25 protein-coding genes and 1 tRNA gene are annotated in these 24,198 nt (G+C 73.5%); 8 read left to right on the top strand and 18 right to left on the bottom strand.

Annotation, left to right across the window (positions count from 1 at the left end; all coding sequences use genetic code 11):
• Nucleotides 1-35 precede the first annotated feature (35 nt).
• The gene (locus V7Q31_RS09640) at nucleotides 36-320 is read right to left on the bottom strand and encodes a hypothetical protein (protein WP_333833541.1); all 285 of its coding nucleotides are present in this window, start codon (nucleotides 318-320) and stop codon (nucleotides 36-38) included.
• A gap of 179 nt (nucleotides 321-499) precedes the next feature.
• On the opposite strand from V7Q31_RS09640, the gene prfA reads away from it, so the two are divergent.
• The 3 genes from prfA (at nucleotide 500) to V7Q31_RS09625 (ending at nucleotide 3,510) form a co-directional block, all read left to right on the top strand.
• Nucleotides 500-1,552, top strand: coding sequence for a peptide chain release factor 1 (prfA, locus tag V7Q31_RS09635; protein ID WP_333833539.1), 1,053 nt, complete (start codon nucleotides 500-502; stop codon nucleotides 1,550-1,552).
• Between the two features lie 5 nt (nucleotides 1,553-1,557).
• Nucleotides 1,558-2,385 (top strand): peptide chain release factor N(5)-glutamine methyltransferase, encoded by an 828-nt coding sequence (gene prmC, locus V7Q31_RS09630; RefSeq protein ID WP_333833537.1) that lies wholly within the window; start codon nucleotides 1,558-1,560, stop codon nucleotides 2,383-2,385.
• A gap of 240 nt (nucleotides 2,386-2,625) precedes the next feature.
• On the top strand, nucleotides 2,626-3,510 hold the full coding sequence (locus tag V7Q31_RS09625; protein WP_333833535.1) for a DUF4167 domain-containing protein: 885 nt from the start codon (nucleotides 2,626-2,628) through the stop codon (nucleotides 3,508-3,510).
• 33 nt (nucleotides 3,511-3,543) lie between these two features.
• Here the strand turns inward: V7Q31_RS09625 and rsmA are convergent, their stop codons facing one another.
• The 7 genes from rsmA to V7Q31_RS09590 all read right to left on the bottom strand — a co-directional run bounded on the left by rsmA (nucleotide 3,544) and on the right by V7Q31_RS09590 (nucleotide 10,905).
• Entirely contained in the window at nucleotides 3,544-4,389 is an 846-nt protein-coding gene (rsmA, locus tag V7Q31_RS09620; protein WP_333833533.1) for a 16S rRNA (adenine(1518)-N(6)/adenine(1519)-N(6))-dimethyltransferase RsmA, read from the bottom strand.
• Nucleotides 4,386-5,375, bottom strand: a complete 990-nt coding sequence (gene pdxA / locus V7Q31_RS09615; RefSeq protein ID WP_333833531.1) for a 4-hydroxythreonine-4-phosphate dehydrogenase PdxA — start codon at nucleotides 5,373-5,375, stop codon at nucleotides 4,386-4,388. The genes rsmA and pdxA overlap by 4 nt, the downstream gene beginning before the upstream one ends.
• A complete protein-coding gene (locus V7Q31_RS09610) occupies nucleotides 5,372-6,604 on the bottom strand; it encodes a peptidylprolyl isomerase (protein ID WP_333833529.1) in 1,233 nt (410 codons plus the stop codon). The genes pdxA and V7Q31_RS09610 overlap by 4 nt, the downstream gene beginning before the upstream one ends.
• A gap of 67 nt (nucleotides 6,605-6,671) precedes the next feature.
• On the bottom strand, nucleotides 6,672-8,849 hold the full coding sequence (locus tag V7Q31_RS09605; protein ID WP_333833527.1) for an LPS-assembly protein LptD: 2,178 nt from the start codon (nucleotides 8,847-8,849) through the stop codon (nucleotides 6,672-6,674).
• An 82-nt stretch (nucleotides 8,850-8,931) separates the two neighbouring features.
• A complete protein-coding gene (locus V7Q31_RS09600; RefSeq protein ID WP_333833525.1) occupies nucleotides 8,932-9,426 on the bottom strand; it encodes a DUF2948 family protein in 495 nt (164 codons plus the stop codon).
• On the bottom strand, nucleotides 9,423-10,697 hold the full coding sequence (gene murA, locus V7Q31_RS09595) for a UDP-N-acetylglucosamine 1-carboxyvinyltransferase (protein ID WP_333833523.1): 1,275 nt from the start codon (nucleotides 10,695-10,697) through the stop codon (nucleotides 9,423-9,425). Before murA ends, V7Q31_RS09600 begins: the two co-directional genes overlap by 4 nt.
• 25 nt (nucleotides 10,698-10,722) lie before the next feature.
• Entirely contained in the window at nucleotides 10,723-10,905 is a 183-nt protein-coding gene (locus tag V7Q31_RS09590) for a hypothetical protein (protein WP_333833522.1), read from the bottom strand.
• Between the two features lie 104 nt (nucleotides 10,906-11,009).
• Between V7Q31_RS09590 and V7Q31_RS09585 the strand changes: the two genes are divergently transcribed.
• Nucleotides 11,010-11,084 (top strand) — tRNA-Thr (locus tag V7Q31_RS09585).
• 41 nt (nucleotides 11,085-11,125) lie between these two features.
• On the opposite strand, the gene V7Q31_RS09580 is transcribed toward V7Q31_RS09585, so the two are convergent.
• From V7Q31_RS09580 to V7Q31_RS09560, 5 genes are all read right to left on the bottom strand, one after another.
• Entirely contained in the window at nucleotides 11,126-11,929 is an 804-nt protein-coding gene (locus tag V7Q31_RS09580) for a metal ABC transporter permease (RefSeq protein WP_333833521.1), read from the bottom strand.
• Nucleotides 11,926-12,669, bottom strand: coding sequence for a metal ABC transporter ATP-binding protein (locus tag V7Q31_RS09575; protein WP_333833519.1), 744 nt, complete (start codon nucleotides 12,667-12,669; stop codon nucleotides 11,926-11,928). Before V7Q31_RS09575 ends, V7Q31_RS09580 begins: the two co-directional genes overlap by 4 nt.
• 85 nt (nucleotides 12,670-12,754) lie before the next feature.
• Nucleotides 12,755-13,840 carry a glycosyltransferase family 4 protein gene (locus V7Q31_RS09570; RefSeq protein WP_333833517.1) on the bottom strand — a complete coding sequence of 362 codons (1,086 nt, stop codon included), beginning with the start codon at nucleotides 13,838-13,840 and terminating at the stop codon, nucleotides 12,755-12,757.
• A gap of 44 nt (nucleotides 13,841-13,884) precedes the next feature.
• Nucleotides 13,885-15,333 carry a glycosyltransferase family 4 protein gene (locus V7Q31_RS09565; RefSeq protein WP_333833516.1) on the bottom strand — a complete coding sequence of 483 codons (1,449 nt, stop codon included), beginning with the start codon at nucleotides 15,331-15,333 and terminating at the stop codon, nucleotides 13,885-13,887.
• Nucleotides 15,323-16,570 (bottom strand): glycosyltransferase family protein, encoded by a 1,248-nt coding sequence (locus tag V7Q31_RS09560; protein ID WP_333833514.1) that lies wholly within the window; start codon nucleotides 16,568-16,570, stop codon nucleotides 15,323-15,325. Before V7Q31_RS09560 ends, V7Q31_RS09565 begins: the two co-directional genes overlap by 11 nt.
• 308 nt (nucleotides 16,571-16,878) lie before the next feature.
• Between V7Q31_RS09560 and V7Q31_RS09555 the strand changes: the two genes are divergently transcribed.
• The 3 genes from V7Q31_RS09555 (at nucleotide 16,879) to mazG (ending at nucleotide 20,564) form a co-directional block, all read left to right on the top strand.
• Nucleotides 16,879-19,284 (top strand): mechanosensitive ion channel family protein, encoded by a 2,406-nt coding sequence (locus V7Q31_RS09555; protein WP_333833513.1) that lies wholly within the window; start codon nucleotides 16,879-16,881, stop codon nucleotides 19,282-19,284.
• Between the two features lie 73 nt (nucleotides 19,285-19,357).
• Nucleotides 19,358-19,756, top strand: coding sequence for a DUF4149 domain-containing protein (locus V7Q31_RS09550; protein ID WP_333833511.1), 399 nt, complete (start codon nucleotides 19,358-19,360; stop codon nucleotides 19,754-19,756).
• Nucleotides 19,749-20,564 (top strand): nucleoside triphosphate pyrophosphohydrolase, encoded by an 816-nt coding sequence (gene mazG / locus V7Q31_RS09545; protein ID WP_333833509.1) that lies wholly within the window; start codon nucleotides 19,749-19,751, stop codon nucleotides 20,562-20,564. Before V7Q31_RS09550 ends, mazG begins: the two co-directional genes overlap by 8 nt.
• Before the next feature lie 109 nt (nucleotides 20,565-20,673).
• Here mazG and V7Q31_RS09540 read toward each other — a convergent pair whose 3' ends face one another.
• The 4 genes from V7Q31_RS09540 to infA are packed head-to-tail and all read right to left on the bottom strand — an operon-like array spanning nucleotide 20,674 to nucleotide 22,751.
• Nucleotides 20,674-20,862 (bottom strand): DNA gyrase inhibitor YacG, encoded by a 189-nt coding sequence (locus V7Q31_RS09540; protein WP_333833507.1) that lies wholly within the window; start codon nucleotides 20,860-20,862, stop codon nucleotides 20,674-20,676.
• Nucleotides 20,855-21,913: a ribonuclease E/G gene (locus V7Q31_RS09535; protein ID WP_333833505.1), complete on the bottom strand. Its 1,059-nt coding sequence runs from the start codon at nucleotides 21,911-21,913 to the stop codon at nucleotides 20,855-20,857. Before V7Q31_RS09535 ends, V7Q31_RS09540 begins: the two co-directional genes overlap by 8 nt.
• Complete coding sequence (locus V7Q31_RS09530; protein ID WP_333833503.1) at nucleotides 21,910-22,530, bottom strand: Maf family protein; 621 nt, start codon at nucleotides 22,528-22,530, stop codon at nucleotides 21,910-21,912. Before V7Q31_RS09530 ends, V7Q31_RS09535 begins: the two co-directional genes overlap by 4 nt.
• Before the next feature lie 2 nt (nucleotides 22,531-22,532).
• The gene (infA, locus tag V7Q31_RS09525; protein ID WP_156260378.1) at nucleotides 22,533-22,751 is read right to left on the bottom strand and encodes a translation initiation factor IF-1; all 219 of its coding nucleotides are present in this window, start codon (nucleotides 22,749-22,751) and stop codon (nucleotides 22,533-22,535) included.
• Nucleotides 22,752-23,004: 253 nt separating this feature from the next.
• Here infA and V7Q31_RS09520 point away from each other — a divergent pair, with 253 nt between their 5' ends.
• Complete coding sequence (locus tag V7Q31_RS09520; RefSeq protein WP_333833498.1) at nucleotides 23,005-23,877, top strand: universal stress protein; 873 nt, start codon at nucleotides 23,005-23,007, stop codon at nucleotides 23,875-23,877.
• Between the two features lie 16 nt (nucleotides 23,878-23,893).
• Here the strand turns inward: V7Q31_RS09520 and V7Q31_RS09515 are convergent.
• On the bottom strand, nucleotides 23,894-24,198 hold a 305-nt coding region (locus V7Q31_RS09515), incomplete at its 5' end, for a DUF3422 family protein (RefSeq protein ID WP_333833497.1).

Raw genomic sequence — 24,198 nt, 5'->3', positions numbered from 1 at the left:
GCGGCGCTCCGCAGCGGCTGGTCCCGCGACCGCGGTTACTCCGCTTCGCGCTCGGCGATCATGCAGACGAAGGGCGAGCGGCTCGTCTTGGTGTAGTGGAACTCGCCGAGCACGGTTACGACGTCGTCGGTTCGGTTCTTCAGCGCCGAATAGACCTCGTAGTCTTCATGCTCGTGATAGCCTTTCTCGGAGGCGTGCTCCATGAAGTGGCGCATGATGGTCATCGGCGAATGGGTGAACAGATCGTCCGGTCCCTCGAAATCGTGGAGGCCCTCGGCGCCCGAGCGACCGTGCAGCATCCGCGCCCTGTAGATCTTCATGTTCGCCTCCCTGATCCGCGCGAGAGCCATAGCGCCGGAACGTGACGGCGCGATGACGCTCGCGGCCCGCATACTCGCCGCCCCGTGCGTCGAGGGGAAGGCCCGGCGCGCGGGGCGCCGCGCGCCCTGTGGGTCCGCGCCCGGTTGACCCGGATCGCGTCGCGCGCCAAACCGCGCCGATGATCTCGCCCGACCGCATCGCCGCGCTGCTGGACCGTTTCGGCTTCGTCGAGGCGCGCCTCGCCGAGGCCGCCGGCCCCGAGATCGCAGCGCTCTCGCGCGAATACGCCGAGCTCAAGCCCGTCGCCGAGCAGGCCGCCGCCTGGAGAGCCCTGCATGCCGAGATCGCCGCCGCCGAAGCGATGCGGGCCGATCCGGAGATGCGCCCGCTCGCCGAGGAGGAACTGGCCGCCCTGCGCGCCCGCGCGCCGGAGGTCGAGCGCGCGCTCGCCCTCGCGCTGGTTCCCCGCGACGCCGCCGACCCGCGCCCCGCGATCCTCGAAGTCCGCGCGGGGACCGGAGGAGAGGAGGCCGCGCTCTTCGCCGCCGACCTGCTGCGCATGTATCAGCGCCACGCCGAGGCGAAGGGATGGCGGTTCGAACTGCTGGAGGAGAGCCCGACCGAACTCGGCGGCGTGCGCGAGGCGGTGGCGGCGGTGCGCGGCGAGGGCGTCTTCGCACGGCTGAAATTCGAATCGGGCGTCCACCGCGTCCAGCGCGTGCCCGCGACCGAGGCCGGCGGGCGCATCCACACCTCCGCGGCGACCGTCGCCGTGCTGCCCGAGGCGCAGGAGATCGACGTCGAGATCCGCCCCGAAGACGTCCGCATCGACACGATGCGCGCGAGCGGGGCGGGCGGGCAGCACGTCAACACCACCGACAGCGCCGTGCGGCTGACGCATCTGCCGACCGGCATCGTCGTGACCGCGTCTGAGAAATCGCAACACCAGAACCGCGCCCGCGCGATGGAGGTGCTGCGCGCGCGGCTGTTCGACCTCGCCCGTCGCGAGGCGGACGGGGCGCGCGCCGCCGACCGCAAGGGGCAGGTGGGCTCGGGCGACCGCTCCGAGCGCATCCGCACCTACAATTTCCCGCAGGGCCGCGTCACCGACCACCGCGTCAACCTCACCCTCTACCGGCTCGATCAGGTGCTTCAGGGCGATCTCGACGAAATCGTCGACGCGCTGGCCGAGGCCGACCAGGCCGCGCGCCTCGCCGCGCTCGACGGCTGAGCGCGATGCGCCGCGACGAGGCCATGCGCGACGCCGCGGCCCGCCTGCGCGCCGCCGGCATGCCCGACCCCGCCCGCGAGGCGCGCCTCTTGCTGCGCTGGGCGAGCGGGCTCGACGCTGCGCGGCTCCTGTCGGCGGACGCCGCCGAAATGGACCGGGACGAGGCCGCGCGCTTCGCCGAGGGCGTCGAACGCCGTCTGTCTGGCGCGCCGCTCTCCCATGTTCTGGGGCGTCGCGCGTTCTGGGGCCGCGACTTCTTCGTCACCGCCGACGTGCTCGACCCGCGCCCCGAGACCGAAATCCTGGTCGCCTGGGCGCTGGAGGGGTCGCCGCCCGCCCGCATCCTCGATCTCGGCGTAGGCTCGGGCTGCATCCTGCTGAGCCTGCTCGCCGAATGGCCGACCGTGCGCGGCGAGGGCGTGGACGCCTCGCCCGCGGCCCTCGCCGTCGCCGCGCGCAATGCGGAGACTCTGGGCGTCGCCGACCGGGTCGCGCTGCGGCTCGGCCACTGGCTCGACGGGCTGTCGGCGCCGGCCGATCTCATCGTCGCGAACCCGCCCTATCTGGACGCCGCCGACATGGCGGCGATCCCGGCCGAGTTGCGGGCGGAGCCGCGCCTCGCGCTCGACGGCGGGGCGGATGGGCTCGACGCCTACCGCGCGATCCTGTCGCGGCTCGACGCGGCGCTCGCGCCCGGAGGCGCCGCGTTGCTCGAGATCGGGGCAGGGCAGGCGGAGGCGGTCGCCGCGCTCGCGCGCGGAGCGGGCTGGCCCGAGCCGGCGCTGCGCCGCGATCTCGACGGCAGGCCGCGAACGCTGCGGCTCGCGCGCTGAGGCCGCGCGCAAGCGCAGTCGTCGCCAATCCGCGACTTTTTTGAGGTTGTGGCGCGGTTGCGCCCGGGTATAAGGTCGGCTTGCCCGGGGGAGGCGACGTCGCATGCGACGCGCCGTGGGGACCGGGCGCGCGATCCACTCGCGAGATTGACAGGCGACAGCAGCGTTGCGCGCAGATCGTGCGACGTCAGACTGCGCCGCGCCCGACCACCCTCGGGCGCCGCAACAGACATGGCGCATATGAGACCTTCGCAGAAGAACAGAAGCGGCCGCAACAAGAGCGGGCGCAAGCCGATGGGCAACGTGGTCAATCGCGTCTTCGAGAGCGCCGGCCCCGAGGGCAAGGTGCGCGGCACCCCGCAGCAGATCATCGACAAGTATCTGCTGCTCGCCCGCGACGCCCAGACGTCGAGCGACCGCGTGGCGGCGGAGAACTTCCTTCAGCACGCCGAGCATTACATCCGGATGCTGAACGCAGCGATCGAGCAGGGCGAGGAGCGCGGGCGGCAGTTCGGCGGCGCTCAGCGCGATCAGGACGACGCCTACGAGGACGAGGACGACCGCGACGGCGATCCGCGCGGACAGGAGCCCCGCGCGCAGGACCAGCGTGCCCACGAGCAGCGCCCCTTCGAGGCGCGCGGCGGCGATCAGCGCGGCCCTGATCACCGCTCCGGCGACCATCGCCCCAACGATCAGCGCCAGAACGACCAGCGCCACAGCGATCAGCGGCGCCGCGACGACCAGCGCCCGCCGCGCGGCCCCGACTTCGCGCCGCGGCGCGAGGCGCAGGCGGGCGGTCTGGAGACCATCGATCCGTCCGACGACGATCTGGGCGACGCGCCCGCCCTCGTGCCCACGCCCGAGGATCACGCCGATCGCCGCCCGCCTGCCGAGCCGGCCGAGCAGCCTGTGGCGAGCGCGGCGTCGGACCCGGCGGCGCAGAACGGCGCGGAGCCCGGCGCCGTCGCCGCGCCCGCAGCAGAGCCGGCGGAGCCCGCGCCGAAGCGCGCGCCGCGTCGCCGCGCCCGGCGCGCGCCCGACGCCGCGCCCGAAGGGACGGCAGATGGCCCGCCGGACGAGGCGCCGCAGGGCGCGCTGGGCGACGCGCAGGCGCCCAGCGTCTGACCGCAGCCCGCTTGCGTCGCCCCGCGGGCCGGTTCAGCGCGCCTGCGCCAGAGCGCGGGCGAGCGCGCAGAACGCCTCGACCGGCAGCGTCTCGGCGCGGCGCGTCGGCTCGATGCCGGCGGCGTCGAGCAGCGTCTCCGGGGCGACGCCAAGCCCCTTGAGCGCCTGCCGCAGCATCTTGCGCCGCTGGCCGAAGGCCGCCGCGGTGACCTCCTCCAGCAAGGCGAGGTCGGCTTGCGCACGCGGCGCGTCGAGGGGCGCTATCGAGACCACCGAGGAGGTGACCTTGGGCGGCGGCGAAAACGCCTGCGGCGGCACGTCGAACAGGATTCGCGCCTCGCAGCGCCATTGCGCCAGCACGCTCAGCCGCCCATAGGCGCCCGAGCCAGGCGCCGCGACGATCCGCTCGGCGACTTCGCGCTGGAACATCAGCGTCAGCCGCGACCACCAGGGCGGGAAGGGCGCGCGCAGCCAGCCCACCAGCAGCGCCGTGCCGACATTGTAGGGCAGATTGGCCACCACCGCCGCGGGCCGCCCGAGCAGCGCCGCCGCGTCGACCTCCAGCGCGTCGCCTTCGACCGCTTCGAGCCGCCCCGGCCAGCGCGCCGCGATCTCGGCCAGCGCCTCGCGACAGCGCGGGTCTCGCTCCACCGCCACGACCCGCCGCGCCCCGGCGGCCAGCAGCGCCCGCGTCAGCCCGCCGGGCCCCGGCCCGACTTCGAGCACGTCCGTCGCGCTCAGATCGCCCGCGGCCCGCGCGATCCGGCCCGTGAGGTTGAGGTCGAGCAGGAAGTTCTGCCCCAGCCCCTTCTTGGCGGCGATGCCGTGGCGCGCGATCACCTCCCGCAGCGGCGGCAGGCCGTCCGGCGCCGTGGTCACGCTGCCGCCCGCGCGGCGCGCGCGTCGGCCATCGCGCGGGCGAGCCGCAGCGCCTCGATCAGGCTGAGCGGGCTCGCGCGCCCGGTTCCCGCGATGTCGTAGGCCGTGCCGTGATCGGGCGAGGTGCGGATGAAGGGCAGGCCGAGCGTCACGTTCACGCCCCTGTCGAAATCGAGCGTCTTGACCGGGATCAGCGCCTGATCATGCGTCATGCACAGCGCCGCGTCATAGCGCGCGCGGGCCGCCGGGTGGAACATCGTGTCCGCGGGAAGCGGGCCGACCGCGTCGATCCCAGCGGCGCGCAGGGCCGCGACGGCGGGCGCGACGATCTCGATCTCCTCGCGCCCCATCGCGCCGCCCTCGCCGGCATGCGGATTGAGCCCCGACACCGCCAGCCGCGGCGCCGCGATGCCGAAATCGCGCCGCAAGCCCTCGGCGACGACGCGCCCCGTCTCCACGATCAGCGCGGTCGAGAGCAGATCGACCGCCTCGCGCAGCGCGACATGGATGGTGACGGGCACGGCGCGCAGCCCCGCCGCGACCAGCATCATCGCCGGGCGCGCCGCGCCCCCCAGATGCGCGAGATATTCGGTGTGGCCGGGAAAGGCGAAGCCCGCCCCGTCGCGCAGCGCCTTCTTGTTGATCGGGTTCGTGACCACCGCCGCCGCCGCCCCCGACTGCGCGAGCGCCACGGCGCGGTCGATGGCCCGCACGACGCAGGCCGCGTTGGCGGGGTTCGGCCGGCCCGGCGGGGCGGGGGCCGCGAGCGGCTCCGGCAGCACCGGAAGCGCCTGCTGGAAAAGCGCAGCCGCTTCGGCGGGTCCCGAGATCGGCTGCGTCGGCGCGCCGAGCGCGGCGAGACGGTCGGGATCGTCGACGCAGAAGAAGGCGGGTCCGGTCTCGCGGAGCGCGCGCCATGCGGCGACGGCGATCTCGCCGCCGACGCCTGCGGGGTCGCCCATCGTCAGGGCGAGCGGCGCGCTCATCGCAGTTCGATCACCGCGTCGCCGCGAAGCTCCTGCAGGTAGCCGTCGGCGAAGCTGACGAGCCGGCGCTCGCGGAGCTGGTCGCGCACCTGCTCGCGCGCTTCGGCGCTGACGCCGCTCTCTCGCGCGCACATCATGAAGATCGCATGGCCGTTCGAGCCCGCGACGGCACCGGTCGCCTGCCCCTCCTGCAACGCCGACACCGCGTCGCGCACCTGCGGGGGAAGCCGCGACAGCGGCCCGCGTGGCGGCCGTTCGGCGCGCAGACCCGCCGCCTCCGCGCGCGCTTGCGCTTCGTCGCAGGAGGCGGCGCCGGCGACGATCGGCGTCAGCGCGGCGGCGGCGGCGGCCGGGTCGCGCAGCGGCGCTGCGACCATCAGGATCTCGACGGTTCCCTCGCCCGCCCAGGGGGCCTGCTGTTCGCGCCGCTCCAGAAGCCGCAGCAGCGCGACGCCGCCCTGCACCTCGACCGGCCCGGCGATCCCCCCGTCGGCGACGCCGTCGAGCGCGCTCAGGATCGCGGGAGGCAGGTTCGCTTCCGGCGTCCAGCCGATGTCGCCGCCGCGCGTGGCGCTCGGCGCGGCGCTGCGCCGGCGCGCTGCGGCCGCGAAATCGCCGCCGCCGCGCAACTCGGCGGCCAGCGCCTGCGCCTCGGCCATCGCGGCTTGCGCGCCGCGCGGGCGGTTCGGGATGACGATCTCGGCGAGGCGGAACGAGCGGACGCGGCCCTCGCGCGCCAGCGCGATCTCCTGATCGATCTCCGCCTCGGTCGCCGTGGCGCGCGGGCCGAAGCGCCGCCGCACGAGGTCGCGCCAGACCGCATCGGCTGCGAGCGCCTCTTCGAGGCTTTCGGGCGCGACGCCGCTGCGCGCGAGGCTCGCGCGCAGCGCGTCGGGGTCGGTTCCGCGCTGCTGGGCGAAGCGGGCCGCGAGATCGGCCTTGTCGACGCGATCGACGGGCAGGCCGCCGCGCGCCGCAGCCTCGACTTTCAGCCGGTCCTCGATCAGCTGGTCCAGCGCGATCTCGCGCAGCCGCGGCCCCTGCGGCGCGCCGTTGAAGGCGAGCAGGCGCATCCGCTGCTCGAGTTCGTAACCGGTGATCGGCAAGTCGTTGACCACGGCGACCGGGGCGAAGGCCGTCTGCGCGCCGACGGGCCCGGCGAGGGCGGCGAGCGCAAGCGTCAGAGCGACGGCGAGGCGGCCGGCGGCGGCTCGGATCTGGTGGCGCATCTTTGGGCTCCTTGGTCCAGCGCGCGGGCGGCGGGCGGATGGCGGGGCGGGAGGTCGGGTCGTCCGCTCATCGCCGCGCGCCGCATACCCCACTTCGCGGCCCGCCGCCATCGGCGAGGCCGAACAGACTGACGCGGACCCCGAAATCCGTCGAGGCCGGCGCGTCGGCGGTCTCGGTGAAGTCTCGCGAGGCGAACAACTCGACCGAGGCGCATTCGTTGAGGTAGCGCAAGCTCAGCCCCGCCTCGACCGTCGCGTCGGCTTCGAGGTCGCGGCGCGTCGCGCCCGACAGCCGCCAGTTCGGCGTCAGGTCGATTTCGGCGGCGAGTTCGAGTTCGGCGCGGTCGTCGTCGGCGCCAGCCGTGGCGTCCTTGGCGAGATAGACATAGCCGCCCTGAAGCCGCGCGGGGCCGAGGGAGACCCAGCCGCGCGTCTCGGCCCGATTGGCCGTGAACTCGTCGTCGACGCGGATGCGGTTGCTGACCATGAGATAGGGGGCGTAGCCGAATGTCAGGCTCGCCACCGTGTCGGACGCGGTTTCGGCGAGGCCCGAGCCGTCGGAGAAGGCGCCTTCCTCGGACAGCCGGAAGACCTGGCCGAGGCTGGCGTCGAGCGTCACCGGATCGTCGGCGATGCGGGTGTAGCGGACGCCGAGATTGAGCCGCGTTCCGCTCTCGACCCGGTCATACCCGGGAAAGCGATTGGGATCGAACAGGTTGGTCTCGTCGAACTCGACGATCAGGCTGTCCTCGTTCGGAATGTCCTCGGAATTCACATCATTCGGCGCAACGACGAGCTGGACGCGGGGCTGCAGCAGATGCGCCGTGTCTCCGCTGTGCGCGATCAGCGGATATCCGATCTCGACGCCGGCGAAGGGCGCGAGGCGGGCGACGAAATCGTCCTCGAAGTCGGGGTCGTCTGCGACATGGTAGGCGTCGCCCCGCACCGCCGCGAAGCCGGCCGCGACCGCGCCGTTGTCGAGCACCGCGTCCTCGCGCCAGTCGGCGCCGAGCGACAGGCGCGCCACGTCGCGCCCGCTCTGGCGCGTCAGCAGCACGCCGCCCGCCGTCAGGCCGATCTCGCCGAAGCCCCCGGGCGCGTCGAGGACCCTCCGTGCGTCGAAGCCGGGCAGGGCGAGGGGGATCTCGTCCTGCGGCTCGTCCTCGCGCAGCGACTGCACATGGGCGCCAAACGCGCTGAAATAGTCCCGCGCACCCCAGTTCTCGACGAAAATCTCGCTCTCGAGCCGGTCGTCGCGGGTGAAGTCGTAGCGGCGCAGGTAGCCGTCGTCGCTGGCGAAGGCGAGGTCGAAGCCCGCGACCGTCCCCTCGGGCGCGCCGAACTCCGCAGCGTCGAACCGGCCCTCTCCGAAGATCGCGCCGCGCCACCGCGTTCCGCCGCCTGGCGCGGTGTCCAGCGCGCCGCCGCTGGCCGAGAACGTCATCTCGCCGAAATCGAAGGCCTGACGATACTCGCCTTCGAGGATCAGACCGTCGCGGCTCGTGGGAAAGGCGGTGATCGTGGCGTCGCGGCTGGGGTCGATGGCGACGAAATAGGGGATCCGCGCCGCATAGCCGTAGGTGGTCGACTGCAGGACCGTCGGGGTCAGGAAGCCGCTGCGCCGCGTCACCGTGGGGTCGGGCAGGCTAAAATAGGGCAGCCACAGCACCGCCGCGCCCATCACGTCGAACACCGCGTCCTCGTAATGAACGACGCGCTCGAGCTCGTCATGGATCACCCGCCGCGCCCGGATGCGCCAGAGCGGCGTCGGCGCTTCCGGACAGACCTCGCAGGAGGAATAGACCGCCTTGGAGAAGGCGGTGTAGCGCCCGTCGACGCGCTGGCCCTCGACGGCCGCGAGGGTCGCCGCGCCGTCGCCGATAACCGCGCGCGCGCCCTGCACCACGCCCGCGCGCAGATCGGCGTCGATCGCGGCGGCGTCGGCCAGCACCGTCGCGCCTTCAGGGTCGCGCAGCACGATCGGCCCCTCCGCCGTGATGCGCCCGGTGCGGCTGTCATAGACGATGCGCGACGCCGTCAGGTTGCGGTCGCCGTGGAAGACCTCGACATTGCCCTCGGCCGTCACGGTGCCGGCCCGGTCGTCGTAGCTGACCCTGTCGGCGACCAGCGCGACGGGCGCGTCGCGGTCGAACTCGAGCCCTGCGGGCTGCGCGCGGGCGGCCGATCCGCCTAGCGTCGCGAAGATCAGCCCCAGCGCGGCGGCGACCTTCAGCACTCTGCCCATCGCCCGCATCGCCGCCCGTCGCAAGTGGTGTCGCCGCACTCTAGTCAGTCGCGCCGGGCGAGACAAACGCCGCCGGCGCGTCTCAGTCGTCGTGCCGCGGGGCGGCCTGGGCCTCCCAGGGGCGCGACAGATCGCCGAGCGACAGTTCCAGCGCCTCGACCTCGATCTCGATCTCGGCGCCGCCGGACAGGGTCAGCCGCAACACGCCGGCGCCGTCGGCGCCCGGGGCGAACCCGATGTCGAGCAGGTTGAACACCTGATCGCGCGCCCCGGGCGCGACGCCCCTGGCGCGCACCTCCATCGCGTTCTCGACCGTCAGCGCCGCGCGCACCCGCTCATAGGGCCGCGACCCGCGATCCGCCGCCGTCGCATCCTCCCAGCGGAAGCGGTTCAGCACGGCGACGAAACGGCGCTTGCGGCGCAGCCACGCCGCATCCGCCACCTTCCCCACGGCGTCCTGCGTGAGCGCGGCCATCACCGCGAGGTCTTCGGGCGTCTCGGCGCGCAGCCGCAGCGGGCGGTCGCCGGGGTCGAGGAACGGCGCGTCCTGCGCTTCGGGGCGCGGCGGCGCGCTCATCGGGCGGGCTCGCGCAGCCGCTCGATCCGGGCGCCGACGGCGGAGAGCTTCTCCTCCACGCGCTCGTAACCCCGGTCGAGATGGTAGACGCGGCTGATCACCGTCTCGCCCCGCGCCGCCAGCGCCGCGAGGATAAGCCCGGCGGAGGCGCGCAGATCGGAGGCCATGACCGGCGCGCCGCGCAGCGCGGCGGGGCCGCGCACCGTCGCCGCGCCGCCATGCACCGCGATTTCGGCCCCCATGCGCGCGAGTTCGGGCACATGCATGAACCGGTTTTCGAAGATGCGCTCGGAGATCACGCTCTCGCCCTCGGCCTGGGTCAGCAGCGCCATGATCTGCGCCTGAAGATCGGTGGGAAATCCGGGATAGGGCGCGGTCTCGACCCGCATCGCCCGCACGATCCCGTTGCGCCGGCGCACCTTCAGCCCACGCGGCGTGTCCTCGACCGAGACGTCCGCCGCTTCGAGCAGATCGCACAGCGCGCCGACCAGCGCCCGCCCGCCGCCGATCAGCTCGACCTCGCCGCCGGCGATGGCCGGGGCGAGCATGTAGGTGCCGAGCTCGATCCGGTCCGCGATCACGGCATGCGTCGCGCCATGCAGCGCCGCCACGCCCTGCACCTCGATCTCGGGCGTCCCTTCGCCGACGATCTGCGCGCCCATCGCCCGCAGGCAGCGCGCCAGATCGACGATCTCGGGCTCGCAGGCGGCGTTGCGCAGCCGGGTGGTCCCCCTGGCCAGCGTCGCCGCCATCAGCAGGTTCTCGGTGGCCCCGACCGAGACGAAGGGAAAGGCGATCTCGGCCCCGCGCAGCCCGCCCTGCGCTTGCGCGTGCACATAGCCCTCGCGCAGCTCCAGCGTCGCGCCCATCTTCTCGAGGCCCGACAGGTGCAGGTCCACCGGGCGCGCGCCGATCGCGCAGCCGCCGGGCAGCGACACCACCGCCGCCCCTTCGCGCGCGAGCAGCGGGCCGAGCACGAGGATCGAGGCGCGCATCTTGCGCACGATGTCGTAGTGCGCGGTCCGGCTGGCGATTCGCGCCGCCGAGATCGCCAGCGCGCGGCCGTGCTGGAGGGCCGCGATCTCGCAGCCGAGGCTTTCCAGAAGCTGGCGCATGGTGGCGATGTCGGCGAGCCGCGGCGCGTTGGTCAGCGTCAGCGGCTGATCGGTGAGCAGCGCCGCCGGCATCAGCGCGAGGCAGGCGTTCTTGGCCCCGCCGATGGCGATCTCGCCCTGGAGCGGCGCGCCGCCGGTGATCGCGATCCTGTCCATTCCGTCCGGGCTCCGGCGCGCGCGTTCAGCGATCCGGGCCGGACTCGTCCGGCGCGGGGTCCGGCAGGTCGTCGGACGGTTCGGCGGCGCCGCGCGCGCGGGCCTGCGCCTTGCGCCGGCGCAGATTGTCGCGCAGCGCTTCGGTCAGCCGCCGGCGCCGCGCGGCGGCGGCGTCGCTGTCGGGGATGTCGTCGTTGCGTCGGGCCATGACCGCGATGTCTAGCGGCCCGCCCGGGCCGCGTCCAGCGCCGCAGCCGGCGATGCGCCGACGGCCTTGTCACGGCGAGGGCGTCGGGCTAGGAACGCCGCGACGCTGCGGTAGCTCAGTGGTAGAGCACTCCCTTGGTAAGGGAGAGGTCGAGAGTTCAATCCTCTCTCGCAGCACCATAGGCCAGAGTGGCCGCCGCGAGCGGCGGGCGCCCGCCCTCTCAGCCCCGCCGCGCGAGAGCTGAGACGCCGGTCGCCAGAGCCAGCAGGCCGACGGCGGCGGCGACGATGCTGGGACCCGCCGGCGTGTCGAGCCGCCATGACGCGCCGAGCCCCGCCAGCGCCGCGACCGTCGCCGCCGCGACCGCGGCGACCGCCATCGCGCCCGGCGTGCGGGCGACCGCGCGGGCGGCGGCGGCGGGGATGATCAGCAGCGCCGTGATGAGCAGCGCCCCCACCACCTTGAGCGCGACGGCGACCAGCAGCGCCAGCGCGATGGTGAGTATCATCTGCGCCGCGCGCGGGTCGCACCCCTCGGCTGCGGCGAGATCGGCGCTGAGGGTCGAGGTGATCAGGTCGCGCCAGCGCCACGCCAGAAGCCCGGCGGCCAGCGCCGCCCCGGCCCAGATCGTCGCCACGTCGCGCCATCCGACGGCGAGGATGTCGCCGAACAGGTAGCCCATCAGGTCGATGCGCACGTCCGGCAGGAAGGACAGCGCGATCAGTCCGAAGGCGAGCGCGGCATGGGCCGAGACGCCGAGCATCGCGTCCATCGCGTAAGTCCGCCCCGAGGCGGCGGAGACCCAGACCGCCATCGCCAGCGCCGAGGCCAGCACGCCCAGAAACACCGGCGTCTCGGACGCCAGCGCGAGCGCCACGCCGAGGATCGCCGCATGCGCGGTCGCATCGCCGAAATATGCCATGCGCCGCCACAGCACGAAGCAGCCGAGCGGTCCGGCGGCGAACGCGGCGCCGACGCCCGCCAGAGCGGCGCGAATCAGGAATTCGGGCGGCGCCCAGCTCATTGCGGGTCCTCGGGGGCGGGGGCGGCGTCGTGGCTGTGGTCGTGACGGTGCTGGTAGAGCGCGAGCGCGCCCTGCGTCGCGAGCCCGAACAGGCGGCGGTACTCGGGCTGGGCGAGCACCTGCGTCGGCGCGCCCTCGCAGCAGACATGGCCGTTGAGGCAGATCACCCGGTCCGACGCCCCCATCACCACATGCAGATCGTGCGACACGAGCAGCACGGCGCAGCCCGTCTCGGCGCGCACCGCCGCGATCAGCTTGTAGAACGCCGCCTCGCCCGGCTGGTCGAGCCCCGACGTCGGCTCGTCGAGCGCCAGCAGGTCGGGCGAACGCAGCAGCGCATGCGCCAGCAGCACGCGCTGGAACTGGCCGCCGGAGAGGTCGGTGAGCTGGCGCCCTGCGAGCCCCTGCGCGCCGACGCGGGCGAGCTGGGCGCGGCGGGCGTCGGCGTCGGCGCGGCCCGCCAGCGCCAGGAAGCCGTCCACGGTGATCGGCATCGAGCGGTCGACGGCGAGGCGTTGCGGCGTGTAGCCGACGCGCAGGCCCCTCGCGCGGCGGATCGTCCCGGCGCTCGGCGCGACGGCGCCGATCAGCGCGCGCAGCAGCGTCGTCTTGCCCGAGCCGTTCGGGCCGACCACCGTGACGATCTCGCCGCGGCGGATCTCGAAATCCACATCGCGCAGGGCCTGCGCGCCGCCATAGGCGACGCCGAGGCCGCGCGCCTCGATCAGGGGCTCGTCCATCGCCCGCCTCCGCGCCGCGCGAAGGGCGGCGTCGCCGCGGGCTTAGCGCCTCGCGGCCATCGGGCGCAATCCGTCGCGCGCGGCCTCAGGCGAGCAGGGGGGCGAGCGCCGCGCGCAGGCGCTCGCCGGCGGCCTCGATGCCGTGATGGGCGAGCATGTGGGCGCGGGCGGCGGCGCCGGCGCGGGCGAGCGCCGCGCGGTCGCGGGCGAACCGGCGAATCGCCTCGGCGAAGGCCTCCGGGTCGTTCGGGGCGGTCAGCGCGCCGGACGGGGCGACGACTTCGCGCACGCCGGGCCGGTTCTCGGCCACGGCGGCCCGCCCCATCGCCTGAGCTTCCAGATAGACCATCCCGAACGCCTCGTTGTGGCCGGGCCAGACCAGCAGGTCGGCGCCGGCGTAGAGCGCATGGACGTCGGGGCGCTCGTCCTTGCGCCCGGCGAAGATCACGCGCTCGCCGAAGGGCGCGAAGGCCGCGCGCACCGCCGCCTCGGCGGGGCCGTCGCCGCCGATCGTCAGCCGCCAGTCCACATCGTCGAGCAGCGCCAGCGCGGCGGCCAGCGCGCGATAGGAGGAGAGCTTGTCGGGCGCGCGCATCATCGCCACCGTCACGAGGCGGATCGGCCCGTCCTGCGCCACCGGCTCGGCGGCGATCTCGCCGAGCGCGCTGAAGGGGGGCAGGTGGATCAGCCGCTGCGCCGGGGGACGGGCGGCCTCGAGGGCGGGATAGTCGCGGGTGGTGAACCAGAAGATCGCCGCCGCCCGGTCGAGCGCGGATTCAGACGCCGCCGCGAAGCGCGCCCACGGCCCCTGGAGCCGCTTCGCGGCCCGCGTCCCCTCGGCGACGACATAGGGCACGCCGAGCGCTTCGGCGACGCGCGGGCCGATCAGATCGGGGGCCTTGTAGTAGCAGTGATAGGTGAACCACAGCGCGGGGCGCTGCAGGCGCAGCGCGCCGATCAGCCGGTCGGCCTCCTCCTCGGCGGCGGCGGCGAGCGCCGTCTGCGCGGCGGCGTCGCCCGCGCCCTCGCGCAGACGCAGCCGCGAGGCGAGCACGACGTCGTGGCCCGCGCGTTCGAGGGCGCGCTGAAGGAGCCGGGCGATCCGCCGATCGCCAGAGGGCGTCGGATGGTCCGGCGGCTTCATCGGCGCGTAAAAGGCGATGCTGCTCATCGCTCGGCTCGGGTCTGCGGCGCCGTCGCGCCGTCAGTCCGCGCTCATTCCGCCGCCGGCGGCAGCGCTTCGGCCATCCGGATCCCGCCCGGACCCGGAGCCGCGGCCTTCGCCGCGGTCGCCTCGGTCTCGGCGGCGGGCTTGGCCGGCGCCGCCGGATGCTCGGTCGCCGAAGCCGGGGCGGGGGCGCCGAGGCCCGCGCGCAGCTTCTTGGCGATGACCTCGATCCCGGATTTCGGCCCGAACTTGATCTCCAGCCGCGCGCGGGCGGCGACGCCGAGATTGGCGCGCCTGTTGGGGTCGCGAGCGAGTTGCTGGATCGCCTCGGTCATGCCGGCGGCATGGCCAGGGCGCACGAGAACGCCGGTGACGTCGTGCTCGACGAATTCGGGAATGGCGGAGAGCCGCGTCGCGATGATGGCGAGATTCTGGCTCGCGGCCTCGAGGATCACGTTTGGCAGCCCGTCGCGGTCGCCGTCCGAGGCGATGCGCGAGGGCATGATGAAGATGTCGGCGGCGCGCAGCGCCTCGATCACTTCGGGGCGGTCGCGCTTGCCGAGCCACTTGATCTTGCCGGACAGGCCGAGATCCTTTGCGCGCGCCTTCAGCGCCTCCATCTCCGGGCCGCCGCCGATGTGGGTGAAGCGCCACTGCATGATCTTGGGCAGATCGGCCAGCGCGTTCAGCAGGTCCATGTAGCCCTTCTTCTCGACGGCGCGCCCCACCGAGATCAGCTGCACATGCTCGCCGGGCACCGTGCCGTTGCGCGGCTCGCGCGTCTCGGGGCCGCGCGGGATGTCGGACAGGTCGAGGCCGTGATAGGCGAGCTCGACCTTCGGCCCCGTCGAGGACAGCGCGTTGAGCTGGGCCTGGCCGATGCGCGTGCAGGTGACGCCGAAGGCCGCGTCGTCGATCTTGGCGGTCTTCTCCCAGCTCGGCGTCGTCCAGATGTCGCGCGCATGGGCCGAGAAACCCCAGCGCACGCCATGGATCATCGCCGCGTAGCGCGCCACCGAACTCGGCGTGTGCAGGAAATGCGCATAGACGAACCGCAGTCCCTTGGGCCGCTCGGTCGCCATCACGCAGGCCTGTCCGAAACGGCGCACCCGGTTGCGGCTGAAATCGCGCATCAGATCGCCGAGGAACACCGCGAAGGCGTTGAGGAACCCGCGCTTGAACATCGCGCCGATGAAGGCGGCGATCACCCGGCCGGCCTCCTCGTGGAGATATTCCGGAAGGTAGTTGACCTGGGCGCGGATCTTCTCGTGGATCGGGTGGGTCTTGCCGTCATAAGGCTTGCGCAGCGACCAGATGTCGAACTGGAAGCCGCGCGCCTCGAGCGCCTTCAACTCCTGCGCGATGAACGTCTCGGACAGGCGCGGATAGCCCTTGACCACGATCGAGAGGGGCGGGCCGGCCTGCGCGCGGCGCCCGCGCGGGGCGGCGGCCTGCGCGGGGTCGGCGGCGGCGGCTGCGTAGGCGTCAGGCGACATGGGGAACGATCCTCGGGGACAGGAGGGCGCGGGGGACAGGGGCGTCGGGGAAGGCGCGGGCGACGATGGTCGCGGCGCCGTCGAGCAGGCCCGCCACCGGGCCTTCGGACGGGCGACGCTGGGTGAGCAGGCCGCGGATCGCCGCCGCCATCACTTCAGGCCCGTCGCCGTCGCGCGGCGGGTGCAGCATCCGCGCGAGCCCGAGCCTTTCGGCCGCCTCGGCGCGGATCAGCTGCTCCTGCCGGGGCGCGGCTCGCGGCGCGATCACCGCGGGCTTGTCGAGCGAGAGGATCTCGCAGAACGTGTTGTAGCCGCCCATCGCCACGACCCCCGCCGAGCGCGCGAGCAGCCATTCCAGGCGGCTTTCGAATCCGGCGGTGACGATGCGGTCGCCGAGTGCGGCGGCGCGCTGGTCGAAGCGCGCGCGCAGGTCGGTCTGCATGAAAGGCCCATAGACGAGCATGGCGCGCAGCGGGATCGAGCGGTCGTGCTCATAGGCCGAGAGCACCCAGTCGATCAGCGCGGCCCCGTCGCCGCCGCCGCCGGTGGTGACGAGGACGAAGGGCTCCTCCGGCGCGCCGGCCCAGCCCGGCGGCGGCGCGCCGATGTCGCGGCGCAGATAGCCAGTGTAGACGATGCGCGCCCGCGCGGCGTCCGACAGCGGCAGCCCGGCGAGCGGGTCGCACATCTCGGGCGCGCCATAGACCCAGATCTCGTCGTAGAAGCGCTCGATGGCGGTCAGCGCGTCCTTGCGCGCCCATTCCTCGGCCAGCGGGCCCGGCGCGTCGAGCACGTCGCGCAGGCCGAGCACCAGCCGCGCGCCGCGCGCGCGGGCGGTCTCGAGCGTGCCGGCGAGTTCGTTGCGGAACCCCCACGGCTCCTTGTCGACGATCAGCAGGTCGGGGTCGAAGGCGGTCTCGGCGGCCGTGAGCAGCGCGCCGCGCAGATGGGTGGTCTCGTCGATGTCGAGTCCCAGATTGTGCGAGCGGTAGGAGCCGTCGGCCAGCTTCACGACGCCGGGCAGGCGGACATGGTCGACGCGTTCGGGAAAGTCGAAGCGCCCGGCGACCGGCGAGCCGGTCAGGATCAGCGCCGACAATGTCGGATCGGAGTCGGCGAGCGCCTGGGCGATCGCGCGCGACCGCCGCAGATGGCCGAGGCCGAACGTGTCGTGGCTGTAGAGCAGCGCGCGCCTTCCCGACTGGCGGCGGTCGCTGAGTGGGCGCGTGAAGTTCATGCCGCCGATCCTGGCCAGTCCCGTCCGCCCGCGCTCGGGCGCGAAACGGGCATATCGCGTCGCGCGGCGCGCGTCGCCCCCGTTCCGCACCCGGAGCGCCAGTCGCGTGGGGCGATGATGTCTGAGCGCCAGCATCGTCGGTAACCAACCCTTCCGGAAAAGGCCAGAAAAAGCCGCGCGTCGCGATGCGCGCAATTGCAACTGGGCCACAGGAAACTTGATAAGGAGTTAGGGCGAACAGGACGGAGCGCGCCGGGCTCTTGGCGCATCGCCCGCTCGGGCGGTCCTGGCGCGAGAGGAGACCGGGGATGCAGCCACTTGACCTTGCGGCGCGGCGCCTCGCGATCGGGGCGCTCGCGGTCGTCGCGGCGCTGTGCCTCGCCTTGGCCGCATCGCCCGCCGCCCCGCAGGGCTTTGCGGATTACGGCCTGATCGGCGAGCGCCCGGCGCCGGAGCCCGACCGCGCGCCGGACCTTCAGGCCTATGGCGAGATCGCCGAGACCTATCGCGCGGCCTCGGCGCTCGACGCCACGCAGCGCGGCATCGGGCGCGCGCGGGAGGGCGTGCGGGCGCTCGCCGAGCGCGCGCCGCTGATCGGGGCGGACATCCGCGCCACCCTCGCCGCAGCCAGCCCGACCGGAGAGCCGTCCTATTTCCTCGGCCTGTTCGCGTTTCTGGTGCTGCTGATCGGGATCGGGCGCGCCGCTGCGCGGGTCTACGGCGTCTATGTCGCGCGGCCCGTCTTCGTGCGCCTGCAGCGCGCCGTCGCAGCCGGGCCGGGGCCGCTCGGCTTTTCGGACAAGGCGCCGGTGCTCGCGGCGCGGCTGGCGATGACCGTGGTCGGTCTGGGGCTGACGATGGCGGTCGCGCTGCTGGTCGGCGCCGGGTTCTATCCCGAAGACAACGAGGCCGCGGTGCGCACGGCGATCATCGCCTTCGGGGCCTATGCGACCATGACGCTGGTCGACACGTTCTGGCGCATGGCCTGCGCGCCCTTTCTGCCGGAATTCCGCCTGTCGGGACTGTCGGATCGCGCGTCGCGGCGGCTCTATCGCTGGCTCTATGCGGCGACGCTGGCCGCCGTGCTGTCGATCGCCGGGGTGATGTGGCTCGACGCGCTCGGCCTGCCGCGCGAGACCTCGGCGCTGCTGCGCATGGGTCTGCTGATCGCCCAGATCGGGCTGATCGGGGCCGGCGCCTGGGTCAACCGCGCGGCGATCCGCTCGATGCTGCTGCAGGGCGCCTCGCCGCAAGAGGCGACGTGGCCCGCGCTGCTCGCGGCGACGCTCTGGGGGCCGGCGCTGACGCTGTTCCTCATCGCCGGCTTCGTCGCGCTCGCGCAGCGGGCGATCTTCGGGCAGGACATGGGCCTGCCCACCATCGGGGTTCTGTTCGGCGTGCTGCTGGCCGGGCTGACGGCGCATTGGACCGCGCTTTACGTCATCGACCGGATCGCGCGGCGGGCCCGCGCGCCGATCCGGCCGGTCGAGCCCTTCGCGCCTGCGGCTCCTGCCGGCGACGCGGTCGGCGGCGCGGATGGCGACGGCGACGACGGCGACGGGGATGGCGGCGGACCCGCGCCGGCCCTGCACGCCCATGCGTCCGCGCCCGTCGTCGCTCCCGGACCTCAGCTGCCCTCGCGCCGCCGGATGCGCAGCTTCGAGGATCTCGCGCGGCGGATGGCGAGCCTTCTGGCGTTCGGCGCCGCGCTCTGGGCGCTGACCGTGCTGCTCGGGGGGCGGCCGCTGTTTCAGGAGGGCATGCCGCTCGACCTCGCGCAGGACGTGATCGACATCGCGCTGATCGGCTATTTCCTGTTTCACGCCGCCCGCATCTGGATCGACCGCCGCATCGCCGAGGAAGGCGCCGACGTCGAGGTGATGGCCGAGCCCGGCGACGAGGGCGGGGCGGCGGCGGCGTCCTCGCGGCTCGCCACCCTGCTGCCGCTCGCGCGCAACGCCGTGCTGATCTTGATCGGCGCGTCGGTCGCGATCCTGGTGGCGATGGAGCTCGGCGTGAACGTCGCGCCCCTGCTCGGCGGCGCCGGCGTGATCGGTCTGGCCATCGGCTTCGGCAGCCAGACGCTGATCCGCGACATCCTCTCGGGGGCCTTCTTCCTGTTCGACGACGCCTTCCGCAAGGGCGAATACATCGACGTCGGCGAGGTGAAGGGAACGGTCGAAAAGATCTCGCTGCGCTCCTTCCAACTGCGCCACCATCTTGGCGCGCTGCACACCATTCCCTTCGGCGAGATCAAGCATCTGACCAACTTCTCGCGCGACTGGGTGATGATGAAGCTGCCGCTGCGGCTGACCTACGACACCGACCCCGAGAAAGTCCGCAAGCTGATCAAGAAGCTCGGCGAGCGGCTGCTCGAGCATCCGGTCGAGGGCCACAAGTTCCTCCAGCCGCTCAAGAGTCAGGGCGTGTTCATGATGGAGGACAGCGCGATGATCATCCGCGTCAAATACATGACGCGGCCGGGCGATCAGTGGACGACCCGCAAGCTGGTCTATTCGGAAATTCGCGAGTTGTTCGAGCGCGAGGGGATCCATTTCGCGCACAAGGAAGTCACCGTGCGCATCCCCGACCTCAAGGGCCGCGACGCGCAGGGGCTGACCGAGGCGGAAGTGCGCGCCATCGGCGCCGCGGCGCGGCGGGTCGGCGACGACGCCGAGGCGCCGCCGATGCGCGCCGTGGGCGACGACCGCTGAAGGCCGCGCGGGGGCGTGCTCTTTTGGGGCGCATCCGCTACATCCCCCGCAGTTTCACGCCGGGAGGATGCGGATGCAGGACAATCTCGGAGCGCTGGCGCTGGGCCTCATGCTCGGCGGCATGGGGCTCTTCACTTTCATGATCGCGCCGCTGGCCTTCCGCCTGCTGCCCGCCGACATGGCGGGGCGCTTCGTGCGCGGGACTTTCCCCTGGTACTACGCCTTCACCATCGGCTGCGGCGCCTTCGCCATGATCGGCTGCGTCGGGCATGGGCCTGTCTCGTCGAAGATCATGGCGGTGGTGACGATCCTCGCCATCGTGCAGCGGCAAGTCCTGATGCCGCGCATCAACGCCGCGCGCGACGCGGGCGAGGCGGCGAAGCGGCGCTTCGGCTGGCTGCATGGCGGGGCCGTCGCGATCAATTTCGGCCAGATCCTCGCGACGGTCGCGGCGGTGATCGTCTATGTCTGACGCGCCGACCGACGCCGATCCGCTCGCGCGGCTGCGCGCGATCATGCGCCGCCTGCGCGATCCGGAAACGGGGTGTCCGTGGGACGTCGCGCAGGATTTCCGCTCGATCGCGCCTTACACCATCGAGGAGGCCTATGAGGTCGCCGACGCCATCGAGCGCGCGGATATGGACGATCTCCGCGACGAACTCGGCGATCTGCTGCTCCAGGTCGTCTATCACGCGCAGATGGCCGAGGAGGCCGGCGCGTTCGGCTTCGACGAGGTGGCGCGCGCGGTCGCCGACAAGATGGTGCGCCGGCACCCGCATGTGTTCGGCGACGAGGACCGCGACCGCACGCCCGCGCAGCAGACCGAGGCCTGGGAGGCGATCAAGGCCGCCGAGCGCGGCGGGTCGGGGGCGGCGAGCGCGCTCGACGGCGTGCCGGCGGGGCTGCCGGGGCTGACGCGGGCCGTCAAATTGCAGCGGCGCGCGGCCCGGGTCGGCTTCGACTGGGACGATGCGGGGCAGGTCGCCGACAAGATCGCCGAGGAGGCGCGGGAACTCGCGGCGGAGACGGGAGCAGGGGCGGACCCCGACCGCGTCGAGGACGAATTCGCCGATTTGATGTTCGCGCTGGTCAATCTGGGCCGCCGCCTCGACATCGATCCCGAGCGGGCGATGCGGCGCGTGAACGCCAAGTTCGAGCGGCGCTTCCGGTCGATGGAGGCGGCGCTCGCCGCGCAGGGCCGCGCCCCGCAGCAGGCGACGCTCGACGAGTTGGAGGCGCTCTGGGTCGCGGCGAAGCGGGCCGAGACGACCGGCGGCTAGGGCGCAAAGCCGACCAGAGAGGATAGGTAACCAAATTTTCCTTTCAAAAACAACGGCACCTAGCTCTGGGCCGGCTTCTGTCAGGTCGAACTCCGCTCTAGCCGGCCGGTCAGGTCTTCGGGTCGCCGCTCTCGTCCTCGGCGGGCTCGCCCGGCACGGCGTAGCCTTCGGTCAGCCAGCGTCCGAGATCGACATCGGCGCAGCGGCGCGAGCAGAACGGGCGGAACGCCGGGTCGCGCGGCTTGCCGCAGACCGGGCAGCGCGGGGCGGGGCGGCGCGGCTGCGGCGCGTCAGCCATCGCGCAGCGCCTCGCGCAGGGGGCGGCGCTCGCGCTTTCGGGTCAGCTCGAAATTGCCCAGCGGGGTCCATCCGGCCAGCGTCGTGTCGACCGGATCCTCGGCGAAGGCGCGCTTCAGCGCGTTCTCCACGCCCTGACGCGCGCCCTTGGGCAGCGGCGCGAAGTCGATCAGCGCGACGCCGCCGAGGCCGCGCAGCCGAAGCTGCCGCGGAAGCTCGGCGCAAGCGGCGAGGTTGACGCGCTGGGCCGCGCCCTTGGAGAAATCCTCGCCGGTGTTGACATCCACCGCGATCATCGCGGCGGTCGCCTCGACGCTCATCCAGCCGCCGCCCGGCAGATCGACCCGGGCGCGGCGCAGATCGGCTATGGCGTCCCACACGCCGAGCCGCTCGAAGGCGTCCTCGCCCTCCTCCACCGCGTCCGGCTCGGGATCGGCCCAGTCGCGCAGGGCGCGCGCGGCGGCGTCGGGGGCGGGGCGAAGAAGCTTGGGAGCGGTCCCGGTCATCGCGGCGCGGTCGGCGTCGAACATGGCCCGCAGTTCGGCGATCTCGCCTTCGATGGCGGCGTCGTCGGCGTTCGCAGCGGCCGTGCGGATCACGAGGCCGAGATCGTCGGGCGCGCCGGCGAGCCCGGCGTCGGCCAGCGCCTGCAGCCGCGCCCGCTCGGCGTGGCCGCGAATGCCGCGCGCGACATTGGCGCCGGGCGCGCCTGGGGTGAGCAATGCGTAGCGGCCCTTCCAGACGGGCCGCTCGTTCAGCGGCGGCGCCTTGCCGGGATCGGGCCAGCGCGCGACCTGGACGCAGAGCATGTCGCCGGGCCTCGCCTGCGGAGCGCGCAGCCAGCCGGTCGTCCCGTCGCCCAGCCGCGCGAAGGCGGCGCCGGCGACCGCGACCAGCCGCTCCACCCGCGCCCAGTGCAGCGCCTCGGGGCGGGGCAGGGGATCGGCCTCGGGCGGGTCGATCAGCAGGTCCTCGAGCCGTCCGTCCACGAGAAGCGCCGCAGCCACAGCGCCTTCGCCGAGGCGCTCGACGGCGATCAGGCGGCCCTTCATGCGGGCTCTCCGGTCAGCGCGACGCGCAACCCGGCGCCGGCGAGCAGATTGGCGGTTTCGGTCAGCGGCAGACCGACGACGTTTGTGTAGCTGCCGTTGATCGAGGGGATCAGCGCCGCGGCGAGCCCCTGGATCGCATAGCCGCCGGCCTTGCCGCGCCACTCGCCGCTCGCGAGATAGGCGGCGCGCTCGGGAGCGGACAGGCGCTTGACCTTGACCGAAGTCTCGACGTCGCGCGCCCAGACGCGCGCGCCGAGGCGGAGCGCGACGGCGGTGATCACGCGGTGGCGCCGGCCCGAGAGCAGGTCGAGGAACCGCCCGGCCTCCTCGGCGTCGGCGGGCTTGCCGAGGATGCGCCGCCCGACCGCGACCACCGTGTCGGCGGCGAGCACCAGCCCGCCCTCTGCCTCAACGCGTCCGGCGACGGCTTCGGCCTTTTCGGCGGCGATGCGGCGGGCGAAGGCGCGAGGGGTCTCGGCGGCGCGGGGCGTCTCGTCGATGTCGGCCGGCAGCACTGCGGCGGGTTCGACGCCGATGCGCGCCAGCAACTCGCGGCGGCGCGGCGAGGCGGAGGCGAGGATCAGGCGCGGCGGCGCCGTCCCGGAGCCTGCGGACACGCCTATTTGAACCGGTAGGTGATGCGGCCCTTGGTCAGGTCGTAAGGGGTCATCTCGACCTGGACCTTGTCGCCGGCGAGGACGCGGATGCGGTTCTTGCGCATCTTGCCGGCGGTGTGGGCGATGATCTCGTGGCCGTTTTCGAGCTGCACCCGGAACGTCGCGTTCGGCAGCAGCTCGACCACGGTCCCGGGAAATTCCAGCGTCTCTTCTTTGGCCATGCCGATCCCAGTTGCGTGCTCGTAGGGGTGAGCGAAACGAGCCCGGACCGCGCGGGGTCGCGCGCCGGGCGCCGTTCCTTGGCCTGTCGCGGCGGAAATTGCAAGGCGGCGCGGCGCGGCGCACGCAGCGGTTGCGGCGCAGGCGATGCGGCCCGCCGCCGCTGCGACATCGCGCCTTGACCTGCGGCGCGCATCGCGCGATGCAGCGGTCCCGGCGCGGACGAGGGGTCGCCGCCGCGCGGAAAGGGTCCGGATGAGCGCCATCCTCGCCTGCATCGACGGGTCGGTCTATTCGCGCTCTGTGGCCGAGCATGCGGCATGGGCGGCGCGGCGGATGAAGGCGCCGGTGACGCTTCTGAAAGTGCTCGGACGCCGCGAGGCGATGGGGGCCGGCGCGGCGGGCGCGCTGTCCTCGGGGCTCGCGGCGCGGCTGGCCTCGCCCGCGCGCCGGCAGGTGCAGGAGGAACTCGCCGCCCTGGAGGCCGAACGGGCGCTGCTGCTGGAGCGCGGCGCACGGCTCGATCTGGAGGAGGCGCGCACGCGGGTCGAGGCGGCCGGGGCGCAGGACGTCGACACCGCGTTGATCCGCGGCGATCTGCTCGACGAGATCGCCGCGCGCGAGGCCGACGCGGCGCTGCTGGTGATCGGCAAGCGCGGCGAGGCGGCGGATTTCGCGCAGCTGCATCTGGGCTCCAACCTCGAGCGGATCGCGCGCGCGAGCGCCCGCCCGGTGCTGATCGCCTCAAGCGCCTTCCGCCCGCCGCAGCGGCTGCTCGTCGCCTATGACGGGCGGGCGAGCGCGGAGCGGGCGGTGGACGCGGTGGCGCGCGATCCGCTCTATCGCGGGCTCGCCGTCACGCTCGCCATCGCCGGCGCGCCCGACGCCGAGCAGCGCGCCCGCCTCGACGCGGCCTGCGCGCGGCTGGAGGCGCAGGGGCACGCGTCGCAGGCGCGGCTCGTCGCCGGCGAGCCGAGCGCCGCGATCGCCGCGTTGGTGGAGCGCGAGGGCGTGGACCTGCTGGCGATGGGCGCCTACGGACATTCGCGCTGGCGCAGCCTCGTTCTCGGGAGCACGACGTCGGAGCTGATCCGGGCCTGCCGCATCTCGATCATGCTTTATCGCTGAAAGGGGCGGCGGCGCGTCAGTCCTCGCGCTCGATCTTCTCTCGAATGCGACGGATGAAGGCCCAGACGCCCGCGACGATGGGGATCGCGGTCAGCGCCAGCAGAAGGCTTTCGTCCATGGCGACGAATTTCGCGAGCGGCTTGACGGCGTAGCCGGCGAGGCTGACGGCGTAATAGCTGATCGCCACCACCGACAGCCCCTCGACGGTGCGCTGCAGGCGCAGCTGCATCTCGGCCCGGGAGTTCATCGACTCGAGCAGCGCCTGGTTCTGCGTCTCGACGGCGACGTTGACGCGGGTGCGCAGCAGCGACACGGCGCGGT

The organism is Rubrimonas sp. (assembly GCF_036788415.1).
Classification (GTDB): Bacteria; Pseudomonadota; Alphaproteobacteria; order Rhodobacterales; family Rhodobacteraceae; genus Rubrimonas.
Note: the sequence above shows the minus strand (reverse complement) of the source record. Positions and strands in the feature narration are given on the sequence as shown.

Bases quoted from the DNA above. Each gene is read 5' to 3' on its own strand.
- V7Q31_RS09560 (WP_333833514.1), bottom strand. From the start codon at position 16,570: ATGAACTTCACGCGCCCACTCAGCGACCGCCGCCAGTCGGGAAGGCGC.
- murA (WP_333833523.1), bottom strand. From the start codon at position 10,697: ATGGACAGGATCGCGATCACCGGCGGCGCGCCGCTCCAGGGCGAGATC.
- V7Q31_RS09600 (WP_333833525.1), bottom strand. From the start codon at position 9,426: ATGAGCGCGCCGCCGCGCCCCGAAGCGCAGGACGCGCCGTTCCTCGAC.
- V7Q31_RS09535 (WP_333833505.1), bottom strand. From the start codon at position 21,913: ATGAAGGGCCGCCTGATCGCCGTCGAGCGCCTCGGCGAAGGCGCTGTG.
- infA (WP_156260378.1), bottom strand. From the start codon at position 22,751: ATGGCCAAAGAAGAGACGCTGGAATTTCCCGGGACCGTGGTCGAGCTG.
- V7Q31_RS09555 (WP_333833513.1), top strand. From the start codon at position 16,879: ATGCAGCCACTTGACCTTGCGGCGCGGCGCCTCGCGATCGGGGCGCTC.
- V7Q31_RS09610 (WP_333833529.1), bottom strand. From the start codon at position 6,604: ATGCGCCACCAGATCCGAGCCGCCGCCGGCCGCCTCGCCGTCGCTCTG.
- V7Q31_RS09540 (WP_333833507.1), bottom strand. From the start codon at position 20,862: ATGGCTGACGCGCCGCAGCCGCGCCGCCCCGCCCCGCGCTGCCCGGTC.
- V7Q31_RS09520 (WP_333833498.1), top strand. From the start codon at position 23,005: ATGAGCGCCATCCTCGCCTGCATCGACGGGTCGGTCTATTCGCGCTCT.
- V7Q31_RS09640 (WP_333833541.1), bottom strand. From the start codon at position 320: ATGAAGATCTACAGGGCGCGGATGCTGCACGGTCGCTCGGGCGCCGAG.
- V7Q31_RS09550 (WP_333833511.1), top strand. From the start codon at position 19,358: ATGCAGGACAATCTCGGAGCGCTGGCGCTGGGCCTCATGCTCGGCGGC.
- V7Q31_RS09570 (WP_333833517.1), bottom strand. From the start codon at position 13,840: ATGAGCAGCATCGCCTTTTACGCGCCGATGAAGCCGCCGGACCATCCG.
- mazG (WP_333833509.1), top strand. From the start codon at position 19,749: ATGTCTGACGCGCCGACCGACGCCGATCCGCTCGCGCGGCTGCGCGCG.
- prmC (WP_333833537.1), top strand. From the start codon at position 1,558: ATGCGCCGCGACGAGGCCATGCGCGACGCCGCGGCCCGCCTGCGCGCC.
- V7Q31_RS09565 (WP_333833516.1), bottom strand. From the start codon at position 15,333: ATGTCGCCTGACGCCTACGCAGCCGCCGCCGCCGACCCCGCGCAGGCC.
- V7Q31_RS09625 (WP_333833535.1), top strand. From the start codon at position 2,626: ATGAGACCTTCGCAGAAGAACAGAAGCGGCCGCAACAAGAGCGGGCGC.
- V7Q31_RS09580 (WP_333833521.1), bottom strand. From the start codon at position 11,929: ATGAGCTGGGCGCCGCCCGAATTCCTGATTCGCGCCGCTCTGGCGGGC.
- prfA (WP_333833539.1), top strand. From the start codon at position 500: ATGATCTCGCCCGACCGCATCGCCGCGCTGCTGGACCGTTTCGGCTTC.
- pdxA (WP_333833531.1), bottom strand. From the start codon at position 5,375: ATGAGCGCGCCGCTCGCCCTGACGATGGGCGACCCCGCAGGCGTCGGC.
- V7Q31_RS09575 (WP_333833519.1), bottom strand. From the start codon at position 12,669: ATGGACGAGCCCCTGATCGAGGCGCGCGGCCTCGGCGTCGCCTATGGC.
- V7Q31_RS09605 (WP_333833527.1), bottom strand. From the start codon at position 8,849: ATGGGCAGAGTGCTGAAGGTCGCCGCCGCGCTGGGGCTGATCTTCGCG.
- V7Q31_RS09590 (WP_333833522.1), bottom strand. From the start codon at position 10,905: ATGGCCCGACGCAACGACGACATCCCCGACAGCGACGCCGCCGCCGCG.